The organism is Pseudomonas putida (genome assembly GCF_001636055.1).
Classification (GTDB): Bacteria; Pseudomonadota; Gammaproteobacteria; order Pseudomonadales; family Pseudomonadaceae; genus Aquipseudomonas; species Aquipseudomonas machongensis.
Genome location: NZ_CP011789.1, coordinates 1,909,016 through 1,924,251, shown reverse-complemented (window position 1 = coordinate 1,924,251; position 15,236 = coordinate 1,909,016). Strand labels below are relative to the sequence as shown.

13 protein-coding genes are annotated in these 15,236 nt (G+C 60.9%); 9 read left to right on the top strand and 4 right to left on the bottom strand.

Annotated features, from left to right (window positions below):
• Nucleotides 1-125 precede the first annotated feature (125 nt).
• Nucleotides 126-2,297, top strand: a complete 2,172-nt coding sequence (locus tag AB688_RS08840) for a hypothetical protein (protein WP_063543502.1) — start codon at nucleotides 126-128, stop codon at nucleotides 2,295-2,297.
• 244 nt (nucleotides 2,298-2,541) lie between these two features.
• On the opposite strand, the gene AB688_RS08835 is transcribed toward AB688_RS08840, so the two are convergent.
• Nucleotides 2,542-2,847: a DUF2288 domain-containing protein gene (locus tag AB688_RS08835; protein WP_063543500.1), complete on the bottom strand. Its 306-nt coding sequence runs from the start codon at nucleotides 2,845-2,847 to the stop codon at nucleotides 2,542-2,544.
• A gap of 360 nt (nucleotides 2,848-3,207) precedes the next feature.
• Between AB688_RS08835 and AB688_RS08825 the strand changes: the two genes are divergently transcribed.
• The 7 genes from AB688_RS08825 to AB688_RS08795 all read left to right on the top strand — a co-directional run bounded on the left by AB688_RS08825 (nucleotide 3,208) and on the right by AB688_RS08795 (nucleotide 10,715).
• The gene (locus tag AB688_RS08825) at nucleotides 3,208-4,323 is read left to right on the top strand and encodes a branched-chain amino acid ABC transporter substrate-binding protein (protein WP_063543496.1); all 1,116 of its coding nucleotides are present in this window, start codon (nucleotides 3,208-3,210) and stop codon (nucleotides 4,321-4,323) included.
• A 226-nt stretch (nucleotides 4,324-4,549) separates the two neighbouring features.
• Nucleotides 4,550-5,473, top strand: coding sequence for a high-affinity branched-chain amino acid ABC transporter permease LivH (livH, locus tag AB688_RS08820; protein WP_054891750.1), 924 nt, complete (start codon nucleotides 4,550-4,552; stop codon nucleotides 5,471-5,473).
• Complete coding sequence (locus AB688_RS08815; RefSeq protein WP_063543494.1) at nucleotides 5,470-6,726, top strand: high-affinity branched-chain amino acid ABC transporter permease LivM; 1,257 nt, start codon at nucleotides 5,470-5,472, stop codon at nucleotides 6,724-6,726. The genes livH and AB688_RS08815 overlap by 4 nt, the downstream gene beginning before the upstream one ends.
• The gene (gene livG, locus AB688_RS08810; RefSeq protein ID WP_054891752.1) at nucleotides 6,723-7,490 is read left to right on the top strand and encodes a high-affinity branched-chain amino acid ABC transporter ATP-binding protein LivG; all 768 of its coding nucleotides are present in this window, start codon (nucleotides 6,723-6,725) and stop codon (nucleotides 7,488-7,490) included. The genes AB688_RS08815 and livG overlap by 4 nt, the downstream gene beginning before the upstream one ends.
• A complete protein-coding gene (locus AB688_RS08805) occupies nucleotides 7,491-8,192 on the top strand; it encodes an ABC transporter ATP-binding protein (RefSeq protein WP_054891753.1) in 702 nt (233 codons plus the stop codon).
• 131 nt (nucleotides 8,193-8,323) lie between these two features.
• On the top strand, nucleotides 8,324-8,998 hold the full coding sequence (locus AB688_RS08800) for a COG3650 family protein (RefSeq protein ID WP_054891754.1): 675 nt from the start codon (nucleotides 8,324-8,326) through the stop codon (nucleotides 8,996-8,998).
• A gap of 103 nt (nucleotides 8,999-9,101) precedes the next feature.
• On the top strand, nucleotides 9,102-10,715 hold the full coding sequence (locus AB688_RS08795) for an NAD(P)/FAD-dependent oxidoreductase (protein WP_063543492.1): 1,614 nt from the start codon (nucleotides 9,102-9,104) through the stop codon (nucleotides 10,713-10,715).
• A gap of 27 nt (nucleotides 10,716-10,742) precedes the next feature.
• Here the strand turns inward: AB688_RS08795 and AB688_RS08790 are convergent, their stop codons facing one another.
• Both AB688_RS08790 and AB688_RS08785 read right to left on the bottom strand, forming a co-directional pair.
• Nucleotides 10,743-11,666 carry a ParB/Srx family N-terminal domain-containing protein gene (locus AB688_RS08790; RefSeq protein ID WP_063543490.1) on the bottom strand — a complete coding sequence of 308 codons (924 nt, stop codon included), beginning with the start codon at nucleotides 11,664-11,666 and terminating at the stop codon, nucleotides 10,743-10,745.
• 62 nt (nucleotides 11,667-11,728) lie between these two features.
• Nucleotides 11,729-13,000 carry a porin gene (locus AB688_RS08785; protein WP_081255209.1) on the bottom strand — a complete coding sequence of 424 codons (1,272 nt, stop codon included), beginning with the start codon at nucleotides 12,998-13,000 and terminating at the stop codon, nucleotides 11,729-11,731.
• 475 nt (nucleotides 13,001-13,475) lie between these two features.
• Between AB688_RS08785 and nhaA the strand changes: the two genes are divergently transcribed.
• Nucleotides 13,476-14,666 carry a Na+/H+ antiporter NhaA gene (gene nhaA, locus AB688_RS08780; protein ID WP_063543485.1) on the top strand — a complete coding sequence of 397 codons (1,191 nt, stop codon included), beginning with the start codon at nucleotides 13,476-13,478 and terminating at the stop codon, nucleotides 14,664-14,666.
• A gap of 65 nt (nucleotides 14,667-14,731) precedes the next feature.
• On the opposite strand, the gene AB688_RS08775 is transcribed toward nhaA, so the two are convergent.
• Complete coding sequence (locus tag AB688_RS08775; RefSeq protein WP_054891758.1) at nucleotides 14,732-15,196, bottom strand: glycine zipper 2TM domain-containing protein; 465 nt, start codon at nucleotides 15,194-15,196, stop codon at nucleotides 14,732-14,734.
• Nucleotides 15,197-15,236 lie beyond the last annotated feature (40 nt).

The following is a 15,236-nucleotide window of genomic DNA, read 5'->3' as shown; positions in this document are numbered from 1 at the left end:
CCTAACGACCATAGGGTAAACCCCTATCGCATAGGCAAAAGGCGCACTGCTACAGTCGCCGGATTTACGTAATGGCCAGATGACATATCTTCCGACCGTCCACCACTCCAGGCAAATGGCGCACTATGACCTCCAATAATACTTCTGCCAATGCAGTGCCCGAGCCCTCCACCAGCAGCACCTCGTTGACCCTCGGTGGCGGCCAGGCCACCCGCAACGTCCCCGCGCAATACCTGTACTTCACCGAGAGCGATATCCAGCGCATCCTCGACAACCTCGACGGCCTGCGTGACCTGGTATTCCCGCAGGGCCTGCACGCGGAAGACGAAAGCCAATTGCGTCTGGACCAGCAGTTCCCCTCGGTATGCCTGATCGGCCTGGGGCGCTGTGGTTCGAACATTGCCCTGGACGTGGCGGAACTGGTGTACAACGCGCGCACCTTCTTCCTCAACGAGTTCAACAACGAAGACCGTAACAGGAACGAAGGCGGCTACAGCCCTGCACGCTGGATCCGACAGAACCTGCGCCTGGTACAGAACAAGGGCGCCAAACCGGTATTTCTGGTCGAGCCACTGGTGATGCTCGGCGACCTGGACAAGGACATCGCCGGGCGCATCCGCTTCTCGCGCAAGGGTGAGCGCGGCGGGTTCCTGCGCGACTACAGCAAGATGAAGATCATGGACCTGTCCGAGGTGCACGCCGGCGGCGCCGGCAATGCGCCGATCCTCGGCCAGTACCTGGCCAAGATCATCCTGAACAAGGATACCCAGCGCTTCTCGAGCGCCGACTGGAAACTGATCCACTCCTACCTGATCGATTCCTGCGGCATCAAGGCCAACCAATCGCGCCTGTACTTCTACATCTTCAGCGCTGGCGGTGGCACCGGCTCAGGGATGGCATCGGAGTTCGGCCTGGCCCAGCAGTACTCGTACATGAACAAGACCTTCGACACCAAGCCGGCTGACGAGAACGACGGCAAGGGCGGGCATTCTTTCGTTTTCGAGCCGATCTTCACCAGCGGCATCTGTGTGCTGCCCAATGCCTCCGACCACCGCAGTGAAATGTCCGAGGCCTTGCACATCAATGCCGGGCGCCTGTTGTGCAAGTACTTGTCCGAAGAATGGGATTTCTCGTACAACTTCGATAACGAAGACAGCAGCGAAGCCAGCGTCATGGGGCGCATCCGCCCGTGGAACGCCATGATGCTGATCTCCAACGACATCATGCGCTACGCCGAAGAGAGCGATGACGGAACGATCCAGAACATCGACGTCAATGCCATGGAGAAGCACGCCAACCAGTACATCTCCCAGCAGATCTTCAACATCCTCACCGCTCAGGCCGTGACCACCGACTACGACCAGAACTACTTCCGCCGCGCCGGCATCGACATTGGCGAAACCATCCGTCTGGACGCCAACGACCTGTTCATGAGCCTCGCGGGCCCGGTAGCCATCGCCTATGCCGAATCGGTTGTGCCGGAGGCACCCGCGCAGGGCTCGGACAAGTTCAAGGTGTTCGAACGCGAATCGCCGCGCCTGGACATCGACGACCTGTTCTTGCGCTCCATCGACCTTCCCCATTTCAACAAACAGACCCAGGCCATCGAGGGCATCAGCCTGCTGCCCATCGAGTCGCGCCGCTATCGCGCGGCACTGGAGCAGTACCAGGCCTCGGGCTTCGACGCGGCGGCACTGCACGACCTGCATTTCTTCAAGAACTGCTCGTCGGTGGTATCGATCGTGTCGCTGCCCAAGGACTACAAGCTGTCGTACATGGACCTGAACCGGCTCAAGACCCACCTCAACAGCCTGTTCCCCAACACCACGCTCAAGCGCTACGCGTTGGTGATCGGCGCCTCGGCCAACCTGTCGCTGACCACCCTGATCGCCAAGAGCCCATGCCTGTCGGACGACTTCCTGACGCTGATCGTGGCCTTCATCAAGCGCTGCTTCGCGCGCACGCCCTACCGTTTCGACGACACGCTGGACAACGCGATCCTGGAATTCATCACCAGCGAGCATTTCGACGAAGACCGTATCGATGACCTGCTCAACGAGTTCGAGAACCCGGCGAAAATCCTCGATACCAACTGGTATGCGATCAAACCGATGTACGAGAAGAAGTACCGCGAGCTGATCAACGACAAGAGCCGCTTCGTCTCGATCAACGACATCCGCCTGTCGCGCGAATGCGTGAAGAAAGCGGTGAAGTACCTGCGCGAGATCTTCAGGCATCGGATCGGCAAGACCCGGGTGATTTCGCTCAACAGCCATACCGGGCGGGTGGATTACTGAGGGCTGGCATCTGACTCCTGTAGGAGTGGCGGTTCGCCGCTGCGACTTGCCCGCGAATGCGATAGTGACGGTACGGACGCATTCGCGGGCAAGCCCGCTCCTACAGAGATATTACGCATCCCGTAAACTGTTACCGCACTGGCGAACGCCCCGGCGACCTGTTACTTACTTCCACCTTACGTCAGCGTCAACACGCACCAACAAGGTGCGATCAACTGCTTTTTCGCACTAAAAAAGCCCGCGATTATTCCGCTTTCTTCGCCTGGATCACGATGAACGGCGAAACCACCACCGCCCAGATCTCAGGATCACGGGTTTGCAGGTCTAGCGCCTGCTCTGCAGTGAGCGGTCCGACAACGCCATCATTGCGCCACTTGGCGAAGATTTCGCTGCGATTCTCGGCCATCGCCTCGGCAACGGCGATCAGGTCAAGGCTGGGGTCGACCCAAATCAGGTCACCCTTGGCCCAGAAACGCTCCAAGGCTTTCCACTCGATAATCGCGGTCTCGCCAAGCAATTTGGCATAGAGGGTGCTTGTGTGATCAGTCATGGGGGTTCCTGCCGACAGAATGGCCATTTGAAAAGGCCGGCATTTTTGCAGAAAAACCCGGTTTCAAATACGTAATTTGATCGACGGGCCCCGGTTGTATGGGGTTGGGCCCGGGATAGAGGCAAAGTGATGGCGCTTTTCTGTATCTTTATGTCGATCATGCGACACCCCGGGAAACAGGCGCTTTTTGCCCGCTTTTCAAGCGCTCGGACAGCGCTCTACACTGTACCGGTACAGTTCCGGGACATGTTCCGGGGGAAGGTGGGCTTGCGACATGGCACGAGCGTGCCGCAAATCCCGCCCGGTCTGTAGCCCTGGCCGCCAGGACTATAAGAATTACAACAGAATGAGTGGAGCACTATGATCAAGATTTCCAAGCTGTTCGCCGCAATGGTCCTGGCCGGGGTAGCCAGCCATTCGTTTGCCGCCGATACCATCAAGATCGGCATCGCCGGTCCCAAGACCGGTCCGGTAACCCAGTACGGCGACATGCAGTTCATCGGCGCCAAACAGGCCATCAAAGACATCAACGCCAAGGGTGGCGTCGACGGCAAGATGCTTGAGGCCAAGGAATATGACGACGCGTGCGACCCGAAACAGGCCGTTGCAGTCGCCAACAAAGTGGTCAACGACGGCGTCAAGTTCGTCATCGGCCACCTGTGCTCCAGCTCCACCCAGCCTGCGTCCGACATCTACGAAGACGAAGGCGTGATCATGATCACCCCCGCCGCCACCTCCCCGGAAATCACCGCCCGTGGCTACAAGCTGATCTTCCGCACCATCGGTCTGGACAGCGCCCAGGGCCCGGCAGCCGGCAACTACATTGCCGACCACGTCAAGCCCAAGGTCGTTGCCGTCCTGCACGACAAGCAGCAGTACGGTGAAGGCATCGCCACCGCGGTCAAGCAGACCCTTGAGAAGAAAGGCACCAAGGTCGCCGTCTTCGAAGGCCTGAACGCCGGTGACAAGGACTTCTCCTCGATCATCCAGAAGCTCAAGCAGAACAACGTCGACTTCGTCTACTACGGTGGCTACCACCCAGAGCTGGGCCTGATCCTGCGCCAGGCGCAAGAGAAGGGCCTGAAAGCCAGGTTCATGGGTCCGGAAGGTGTCGGCAACGACTCCATCTCGCAGATCGCCCAGGGCGCTTCGGAAGGCCTGCTGGTCACCCTGCCGAAGTCGTTCGACGCTGACCCTGAGAACAAGGCCATCGTCGACGCCATCAAGGCTGACGGCAAGGATCCTAGCGGTCCGTTCGTGTTCCCGGCCTACTCCGCTGTCGAGCTGATCGCCAAGGGTATCGAAGCCGCCAAGTCCGAAGACACCGACAAGGTGGCAGCCGCCATCCACGCCGGCAAGTTCAAGACCCCGACCGGCGAGCTGTCCTACGACGAGAAAGGCGACCTGAAAGACTTCAAGTTCGTGGTCTACGAATGGCACTTCGGCAAGCCGAAGACCGAAGTCTCCCCTCAGTAACTGCGTGACTAATAGCTGACCGAGAAGCCCACTGTGCGAGCAGTGGGCTTTGTTTTACGAGGTTCATGGACCTGATTCCCGCGATCCGGGAGCCGGTTCACCTGAAAATCTTAAAACCGTCACCCGCGGTTTCCTGGCTGTGCCCACTGACTTGGCGAAGACCACGAAACGGGCCGGGCCCATCGCCCGCCAGCGAAATGCAAATCAGGTTTTTAGGAGCGCTGTAATGCCTGAGATCTACCATTTCTTCCAACAACTGGTTAATGGATTGACCATCGGCAGCACCTATGCCTTGATCGCCATCGGTTACACGATGGTGTACGGCATCATCGGGATGATCAACTTCGCCCATGGCGAGGTGTACATGATCGGATCCTATGTGGCCTTCATCGCCCTCGCGGGCCTGGCCATGATGGGTATCCACTCGCTGCCGATCCTCATGACCGTGGCCTTCGTCGCCACCATCTGCGTGACCAGTGCCTATGGCTACAGCATCGAACGGGTCGCCTACCGGCCGCTGCGTAACAGCAACCGCCTGATCCCGCTGATTTCCGCCATCGGCATGTCGATCTTCCTGCAGAACACTGTGCTCCTGTCGCAGGATTCCAAGGACAAATCCATCCCCAACCTGATTCCGGGCGCCTTCTCGTTCGGCCCGGGCGGTGCGGAGGAAGTGCTGGTGTCCTACATGCAGGTCCTGGTATTCGTCGTCACGCTGGTGGCCATGACCTGCCTGACCCTGTTCATCTCCCGTTCCCGTCTGGGCCGCGCCTGCCGCGCCTGCGCCGAGGACATCAAGATGGCCAACCTGCTGGGCATCAACACCAACAACATCATTGCCCTGACCTTCGTCATCGGCGCCGCCCTGGCAGCCGTGGCGGCCGTGCTGCTGAGCATGCAGTACGGGGTAATCAACCCCAACGCCGGCTTCCTGGTAGGCCTTAAAGCCTTCACCGCAGCGGTTCTGGGCGGCATCGGCAGCATCCCGGGCGCCATGCTCGGCGGGCTGGTGCTGGGTGTGGCCGAAGCCTTCGGCGCCGACATCTTCGGCGACCAGTACAAGGATGTGGTGGCGTTTGGCTTGTTGGTTCTCGTCTTGCTGTTCCGGCCGACCGGCATCCTGGGCCGTCCGGAGGTTGAAAAAGTATGAACAGAAATCTCAAACAGGCGTTCTTCAGCGCCTTGCTGGTCTGGGCCGTCGCCTTCCCGGTGCTGGGCCTGAAGCTGAGCATCGATGGCATCAGCCTGATCGTGCACAGCCAGGGCAGCTTCACCATCAGCATCATTGCCGTGTGTTCGATACTGATGTTCCTGCGTGTGCTGTTCGACAAGCAGTGGAGCTCAGTGATGGGCGGGCGTTCCGATCGCAAACTGATCCCGCCTTCGGTAAGCAACTTCCTGACCCTGCCCAAGACCCAGCGCTGGATCATCCTGGGCCTGATCGTGGCCGCCCTGATCTGGCCGTTCTTCGGCTCGCGCGGCGCGGTCGACATCGCCACCCTGATCCTGATCTACGTGTTGCTGGGCCTGGGCCTGAACATCGTGGTCGGCCTGGCCGGCCTGCTCGACCTGGGTTACGTCGGTTTCTACGCCGTCGGTGCCTACAGCTACGCCATGCTCTCGCACTACCTGGGCTGGAGCTTCTGGGTCTGCCTGCCGATCGCGGGCCTCATGGCCGCAACCTTCGGTTTCCTGCTCGGCTTCCCGGTACTGCGCCTGCGCGGCGACTACCTGGCGATCGTCACGCTCGGCTTCGGCGAAATCATTCGCCTGTTCCTGCGTAACCTCACCGACTGGACCGGCGGCCCCAACGGCATCAGCAACATCCCCAAACCCGAGTTCTTCGGGCTCACCTTCGAACGCCGTGCGACAGAGGGCATGCAGACCTTCCATGAGTTCTTTGGGCTGGAATACAACTCGATCAACAAGGTCATCTTCCTCTACCTGGTCGCCCTGCTGCTGGCATTGCTCGCGCTGTTCGTGATCAACCGCCTGCTGCGCATGCCGATCGGGCGTGCCTGGGAAGCGCTGCGCGAAGACGAGATCGCCTGCCGCGCGCTGGGCCTGAACCCTACCGTGATCAAGCTCTCGGCCTTCACCCTGGGCGCCTGCTTCGCAGGTTTCGCCGGCAGCTTCTTCGCCGCGCGCCAGGGCCTGGTGACGCCGGAGTCGTTCACCTTCATCGAGTCGGCGATCATCCTCGCCATCGTCGTGCTTGGCGGCATGGGCTCTCAGTTGGGCGTGATTCTCGCGGCCATCGTGATGATCCTGCTGCCTGAGCTGATGCGTGAGTTCAGCGAATACCGGATGCTGATGTTCGGTGCGCTGATGGTGTTGATGATGATCTGGCGTCCGCAAGGCCTGCTGCCTATGCAACGTCCACACATGGAGCTGCGTCGATGAGCCGCGAAATTCTGCAAGTCAGCGGCCTGAGCATGCGCTTCGGCGGCTTGTTGGCGGTCAACGGCGTGGGCCTGACCGTCAAGGAAAAACAGGTGGTAGCCCTGATCGGCCCGAACGGTGCCGGCAAGACCACGGTGTTCAACTGCCTGACCGGCTTCTACAAGCCAAGTGGCGGCACCATCCTGCTCGACGGCCAGCCGATCCAGGGCCTGGCCGGCCACCAGATCGCCCGCAAGGGCGTGGTGCGGACCTTCCAGAACGTACGCCTGTTCAAGGAAATGACCGCGCTAGAAAACCTGCTGATTGCCCAGCACCGCCACCTGAACACCAACTTCTTCGCAGGCCTGTTCAAGACCCCGGCGTTCCGCCGCAGCGAGAAGGAAGCCATGGAGCGGGCCCAGTACTGGCTGGAGAAGGTCAACCTGACCGAGTTCGCCAACCGTACCGCCGGCACCCTCGCCTACGGCCAGCAACGCCGGCTGGAAATCGCTCGCTGCATGATGACCCAGCCACGGATCATCATGCTCGACGAACCGGCAGCAGGCCTGAACCCCAAGGAAACCGAAGACCTCAAGGCCCTCATCGGCTACCTGCGCGAATCCCACAACGTGACCGTGCTGCTGATCGAGCACGACATGAAACTGGTGATGAGCATTTCCGACCACATCGTGGTGATCAACCAGGGCACGCCCCTGGCCGATGGCACGCCGGAGGAAATCCGCGGCAACCCTGATGTGATCAAGGCCTACCTGGGGGAAGCGTAAATGCTGAAGTTCGAGAACGTTTCCACTTTCTACGGCAAGATCCAGGCGCTGCACAGCGTCAACGTGGAAATCAACCAGGGCGAGATCGTCACGCTCATCGGCGCCAACGGCGCCGGCAAGTCGACCCTGCTGATGACCCTGTGCGGTTCGCCACAGGCACACAGCGGCAGCATCAAGTACCTGGGCGAAGAGCTGGTCGGCCAGCCCTCCTCGCACATCATGCGCAAGAGCATCGCGGTGGTGCCGGAAGGCCGCCGCGTGTTCGCCCGCCTGACCGTCGAGGAAAACCTGGCCATGGGCGGTTTCTTCACCGACAAGGGCGATTACCAGGAGCAGATGGACAAGGTCCTGCAACTGTTCCCGCGCCTGAAGGAGCGCTTCACCCAGCGCGGCGGCACCATGTCCGGCGGCGAGCAGCAGATGCTGGCCATCGGCCGGGCGCTGATGAGCAAACCCAAGCTGCTGCTGCTCGACGAGCCGTCGCTGGGCCTGGCGCCGATCATCATCCAGCAGATCTTCGACATCATCGAACAGCTGCGCCGTGATGGCGTGACGGTGTTCCTGGTAGAGCAGAACGCCAACCAGGCGCTGAAGATCGCCGACCGCGCCTATGTGCTGGAGAACGGCAAGGTGGTGATGCAAGGGACTGGTGAGGCATTGCTGACCGATCCGAAGGTGCGTGACGCGTACCTGGGTGGTTGAATGATCAAAGGGCCTGCGGGCCCTTTTTTCATGATCCCGCGAAATACGACACTGGGTGATGACCCTTGTGAAGCCAACGCTCGCTGGGTAACGTGACTCCCCTCGATACCCGCGACCCCGGAGTCTGCACGATGCGTCTCACCCCTCCCCTGCTGCTCGCCGCCCTGCTGCCCCTGTTCGCCGGCTGCCAGATGCTCGCCGAACAACCAAGCGACCCGAACGTCGGCACTACCCGCATGCAAGGCGAACTCAGTGCAGCCAATGGCCAGTTGCTGTTCAAGCCCTGCAGCGAGGCACGTCGCTTCGTGGTCAAGGATGCCGCTGGAACCGGCATCCTGCAGGAAGCCGCCAACCTCGCCAGTGGCCCCAAGACCACGCTGTTCGCCGATATCCGCGGGCGCCTGGCCGGCAGTCGCGAGGCCAACAGTGACGGCCAGCTGGACGTTACCCGGCTGTACCGAGTCGAAGCCTCCGCCAGTGCCTGCGAAGACCCCAACTTCAAGCAACTGACCCTGCGTGCTGGCGGGCACGCACCCGACTGGGACATCAAGGCCAGCGGCAAGGGCATGGTGATCAACCGTGAAGGCAAGGATCCGCTGCCGCTGCCCTTCCTCGAAGAGCAGATGCCCGGCGGCGGCCTGAGCCTGTCCAGCGAAGCCAACGGCCAGCGCGTCGAGCTGTGGGTCGCGCCGCAGCGTTGTGTCGAGCCTGGCACCGGTGCCGTGCGTCACTTGCGCGCCGAACTGCGCATCGATGGCCAGGCCCTGCAAGGCTGTGCCTACTACGGCGGTGCGCGCGACAACTGATCATCGGGTACTTTTATCCTGCCAGTCGGGGCGGCGAACAGCTTATACTTGGCGGTTTGAGTAAAGCCGCCGGCCGCCCATGGCCGGGATACTGGACCCTGCCATGCTACGAATCACCGAACTGAAGCTGCCCCTGGACCATCCCGACGAAGCCTTGCGCGAGGCTATCGTCCAGCGCCTGGGGATCCGCGACGAGCAACTGCTCGGCTTCAACCTGTTCAAGCGCAGCTACGACGCACGCAAGAAGAACAGCGAACTGCTGTTTATCTACACCATCGACCTTGAAGCCAGCAACGAAGCCGAGCTTCTGCACAGGTTCGCCGATGATCGCAATATCAGCGTGGCGCCGGACGTCAGCTACAAGTTCGTCGGGCATGCCCCGGCCGATCTTCAGCAACGTCCGATCGTGGTCGGCTTCGGCCCGTGCGGCATCTTTGCAGGCCTGCTGCTGGCGCAGATGGGCTTCAAGCCGATCGTGCTCGAGCGCGGCAAGGAAGTACGCCAGCGCACCAAGGATACCTGGGGCCTGTGGCGCAAGAGCGTGCTCAACCCCGAATCCAACGTGCAGTTCGGCGAAGGCGGCGCCGGCACCTTCTCCGACGGCAAGCTGTACAGCCAGATCAAGGACCCGCAGCACCATGGCCGCAAGGTGCTCGAAGAATTCGTCAAGGCAGGCGCACCGGAGGAAATCCTCTACATCAACAAGCCGCACATCGGTACCTTCCGCCTGACCAGCATGGTCGAGAAGATGCGCGAGGAGATCATTGCCCTGGGCGGTGAAATCCGCTTCCAGGAGAAGGTCACCGACCTGCTGCTCAATGGCGAACAGCTCACCGGCGTCGTTCTGGAAAGCGGCGAACAGCTGCACTCGCGCCATGTGGTGCTGGCCCTGGGGCACAGTGCCCGCGACACCTTCCGTATGCTCCACGCCAGGGGCGTGTTCATGGAGGCCAAGCCCTTCTCGGTGGGTTTCCGTATCGAGCATCCGCAATCGCTGATCGACAAGGCGCGCCTGGGCAAGTACGCCGGGCACCCCAAACTCGGCGCCGCCGACTACAAACTGGTCTACCACGCCAAGAACGGCCGCTCGGTCTACAGCTTCTGCATGTGCCCGGGCGGTACCGTGGTCGCCGCCACCAGCGAGCCGGGGCGGGTAGTCACCAACGGCATGAGCCAGTATTCGCGCAATGAGCGCAATGCCAACTCGGGCATCGTCGTGGGCATCGACCCTGAGCGTGACTACCCGGGCGGCCCGCTGGCCGGCATCGAGTTGCAGGAACGCCTGGAAGCCCACGCCTATGTCATGGGCGGCAGCAACTACCAGGCGCCGGCGCAACTGGTCGGCGATTTCGTCGCAGGTCGTGCGTCCACGGCGCTGGGCAGCGTCGAACCTTCCTACAAACCAGGCGTCACTCTCGGTGACCTGGCTCCCAGCCTGCCAGACTTCGCCATCGAGGCGATTCGCGAAGCGCTACCGGCCTTCGATCGCCAGATCAAGGGCTACAACCTGCACGATGCAGTGCTGACCGGCATCGAGACACGTACCTCGTCGCCACTGCGCATTACCCGTGGCGAGGACTACCAGAGCCTGAACCTCAAAGGGCTGTTCCCGGCCGGTGAAGGGGCAGGCTATGCCGGCGGCATCCTGTCGGCGGGCGTCGATGGCATTCGGATCGCCGAAGCGGTCGCGCGCGACATGCTGGGAATCGAGGCCTGACGCCCCGAGCCAGGCCAGTTGCACGGGCTATTGCCGAGTACTGCGGTTCTTGCGGTACTCGGCCACATAGCCCAGCTTGCGGCTCGCAGTCTTGTCCAGTTCCTTGCGGTCAACGCTGTGATAACCACCCAGTTGGCGCGCAGTGAAGCCGCTGTCGCCAACAACCTCGTCTGGGGCCAGCGTCACCATCAACCTGGCGGCTGCGGCAACCGCCTGCCGATAACCGCTGCGCTCATCAAGATCGAAAGCTGCCAGCGGCAACGTTCCCCGCAGCCAGTTGCCCCAGTAAAACTCGAGAAACTCAGGCGCCACGTCACCGGAGCGCGGTTTGTCGTAGCCAACCTTGCGGGCGAAGTACACCAGGGACCGATACGGGTCATCGGCCATATCACTCAAGCCAACATGGGCGGGTAGCTGGGCAGGTGTGATCGGCTTGCCGTCAGCATCGCGCAGCCAGGTCTTGCGGGCCTGCTGCATGCGCTGCCAGAACTGCGCAAGGTCGGTGCTGTCGCTGAAATCGTCGGTAACTCTCACCCAGACCTTCAAGCCACGACCGGCCCACTCGGCGAGGCTGGTGAAACCATGGTGACCATCGGTGAGATAAAGGCGCCCGCCCGGGCCGACGACGACCGTCTTCATGTCGGCCTTGCGAGTGCCTATGGGGGCCTCACAGGCAAAGCTGTCGGGATTGCTCAACTCGGCGCCTTTGCCCACCGCACGAGCCTCGCCCTGCCCGTTGACTTCACAATAGTCATCGAAGGCCCTTTTCGGCTCGGCGGCATAACGACCCAGCTTGTAATAGATCTGGTCGAATCCGATGACAGCCTGGGTTGGGTGCAACTGCTCGATGCTGACCTCCAGCAGCTGTCCGATGCGGGCAGGCTCGCCATCGGCTCGGACTTGGGCACAGAGCAGAAACAGCGCCAAAACGGTAGTGCAGAAGCGGATCATGGTATTCCTCGCGGTCAGGCAAGCCCCGGAGCACCGGGGCTGCTACATGTCTGGTGCAGGGCTCAGAAAACATACTGCAGGCGCATCGCCACGGCGTCGCCAGAGTCATCACCGACCTGGTTACTGATGCCATCGACGTTTGTTTTCACATAATTGGCCGAAACCTTGACCTGATCATTTACATACCAGTTGACGCCCAAGGTGTGCAGCTTCGCCCGGTTATCCAGGTAACCGCGCTCTTCGACTCGCGCGGCATCGAAGCGGTAGAAGACCTCCCAGGCCCCCAGTTGCTTGTCGGACGGCTTGACCTTGTCGAACTTGCCACCGTTGAGTTTGTAACCCCGAGGCTCGCCAGTGAGGGTGTAGGCCAACTGGCCGTAGTACCCCTCAGCTTTTCGATCATTGCGCCTGGTATCCGTTACTGCATCGAGATCCCGGCGCAGGTACTCGGCCTGCACCGAAAAAGCCCCCTGCGCCCAGGCGGCTTCCAGGCCCCAGACCGCATCACCGTCGTAGGCTCCGGCAACGCCAGGAGCGAGGTCCACGCGGTTACCGTTGACGGCGTCCTCGGAGGTTGCGCGCGCGCCCAGGCGTGAACGGATACGGCCGTTGCTGGCAACGTTGTCGATATCACTCATGGCGTAATTGACACCAAAGTGCAGCACATTGCCAGGCTCGGCCCAGGGAGCGACGACGGCGCGGAGGTTATAGGTGTTGGTGTTCTTGCCGTTCTTGTCTTCCTGCCCCTTGGGGCGATTGACACTGGCGACGCCATAGAACAGATCGGTGCTGGCGCTCAATTGCACGCCCATGCCGTCTGCATGGTCGGCTATCCACGGGGCCAGATCGCCGAGCAGGCTACGCTCCATGGCGGTTGTCCATTTGGAACTGGTAGCTTGCTCCAGCCCGAAGTCGGGATCAAAACGCCCCACCTTGATCGTCACCGGCTCCAGCGCCAGGTAGCTGACAGAGGCTTCCTTCCATGACGTCGCACCGTCGTCGGCGAAATCGATGGAGAACTCATAGGACCAATCACCATAGGCCTTGCCATTGAGCTCCAACCTGGCACGACGCAGGAAAGCCTCGTTCGCGCGCTTGCCGTTCTTGCTATAGAGACCGTCGAACTCACTGTAGTCAGCCTGCAACAGGCCACCTATCTGGAAAGCGAATTGCTTGTCGGTCGTGGCAACTTCAAGCCCCCCCTTGGTCTTGATGACGATATCAGCCCCATCGGTCGTGACGGTACCGGCTGCTGCCTGGGTGCTGATCATCAATCCCAGAACGCCCGCAGCACATCCGAAACGACAGCTTGCCAGGCGGTGAATAGCGTTCATGCAACTTCTCCCAAAGTAATGGTTTTCTACCGCCGGACCACAGCCGATCGGTGGCAGCAGAGCCTGTTGGGAGCGCATTACAATTAGGTTTCCTGGAAATAATTAGCTAATAAAATCAAACAATTAGTGGGATTTTTTGAAATTTCACCAGCCATATTCTTAAGAGGCAGACACCCAATTCTGTAGAGAGCGGGTGAACGATCCGAGCAGGATGTAGGCCAATGCGCATTCCCCAAGTCCCCCTCCGTGACGCTTGTTTGGAAGAAAAGCGTTCCAGCGCAGATTTCAACGGTGAAACGGCTCGGCAGTCGGCTGAATATTCGTAGAATCCAGAGGGATACCTCCGCCCAGGAGTCAGATAGCCAAAGCGCAATTATTTATAACAAAAAAGAATATAGTTTTTGTTTTAAAGAATATCGCCGCACGTTAGGGTGTACGCCCGTTCCGTTCAAATACGTACTGGAGACGCTCGCCCGTGCGCAGCCTTATCAATCGTTTCCTGCAGCTGGAGTCTGCCAGCGGCCTGCTGCTCATCATCGCGGCGGTCATTGCCCTGATCGTCAACAACTCACCCCTGTCGCACCTGTACATGGGCTTTCTCGACGTTCCTGTCGCGGTGCAGATCGGTGCCCTGCAGATCGCCAAACCGCTGCTGTTGTGGATCAACGATGGCCTGATGGCGCTGTTCTTCCTGCTGATCGGCCTGGAGGTCAAGCGCGAGGTACTTGAAGGCCAGCTGTCAAAGCCCTCGCAGATCATTCTTCCTGCCACTGCGGCGGTCGGCGGCATGCTGGTACCGGCGCTGATCTACTGGTTCATCAACCGTGACAACCCCGCCACACTGGCTGGCTGGGCCATCCCTACCGCCACCGACATCGCGTTCGCCCTTGGCGTGCTGGCGCTGCTCGGCAAGCGTGTGCCGGTATCGCTCAAATTGTTCCTGATGACCCTGGCGATCATCGACGACCTCGGCGCGATCATCATCATCGCCCTGTTCTATTCCGGCGAGCTTTCGAACATGGCATTGATGCTTGCCGGAGCTTGTCTGCTGGCACTGTTGGGCATGAACCGCCTCGGGGTGAAGAAGCTTGCACCCTACCTGATCGTCGGGCTGGTGCTTTGGGTCTGCGTGCTGAAGAGCGGCGTCCATGCCACCCTCGCCGGCGTGGCGCTGGCAATGTTCATTCCCCTGGGCACTGGCGACAAGAAAAATGCCTCTCCACTGCTCACCCTGGAGCACGCGCTACACCCCTGGGTGGCCTACGCGATCCTGCCGCTGTTCGCGTTCGCCAATGCTGGAGTATCGCTGACCAATGCCAGCGCGGAGAGCTTCACGCATTCGGTGCCCATGGGCATCGCCATCGGATTGCTGCTGGGTAAGACGGTTGGTGTGTTCGGCCTGACCTGGATGGCCATCAAGCTGCGCCTGGCCGCCCTGCCCGCGGGCGCCAACTGGGGCCAGGTGTTTGGCGTCGCGATTCTGTGCGGTATCGGTTTCACCATGAGCCTCTTCGTTGGCTCCCTGGCCTTCCCATCCGGTGTCAGCGAGTATGCCGGGGAGGACCGCATGGGTATCCTCACCGGCTCGCTCTTCGCGGCGTTGATCGGCTATGCCGTGACTGCGGCGGCCAGCCGCAAGCGACAAGTATCGGTTGCAACCAGCTGATAGCATCAGGCACAAAAAAACCCCGACCGGCCTCGCCGGATCGGGGTTTTCTTTGCGCTGCGAAATCAGTGAGTGACGCGGCTGGTGCCATCGACGGTCATGATGCGCACACGTTCACCAACGCGGAAGATCTCGTTCTGCTGCACTTGCTGCACATAGGCGCGCATGCTGCCGTCGTCTTCACGCACGGTAATTTCAACGCCTTGGGTGCGGGTCAGGCCTTCTTCAGCGGCCGAGCCTGCCAGGCCGCCGGCCACGGCACCGATCACCGCAGCAACGATACTGCCGCGACCACCCCCTACGGCGCTGCCCGCGACGCCACCGACAATGGCACCGGCACCACCACCGATCGGAGTCTTGGTACCCTCGATCTTGACCGGGCGCAGGGATTCGATCGTGCCCATGCGCACAGTCTGCACGCGACGGGCTTCATCTCGAGAGTAGCTGTCACCGGTCAGGCTGGACTGGCAGCCACCGAGCAACAGCGCCATGGTGGTGAAGCTTGCCACCATCAAAACGGATTTACGCATGGGGAATCTCCATAAGTCAGGTGTCCATTAGACTCCCCGT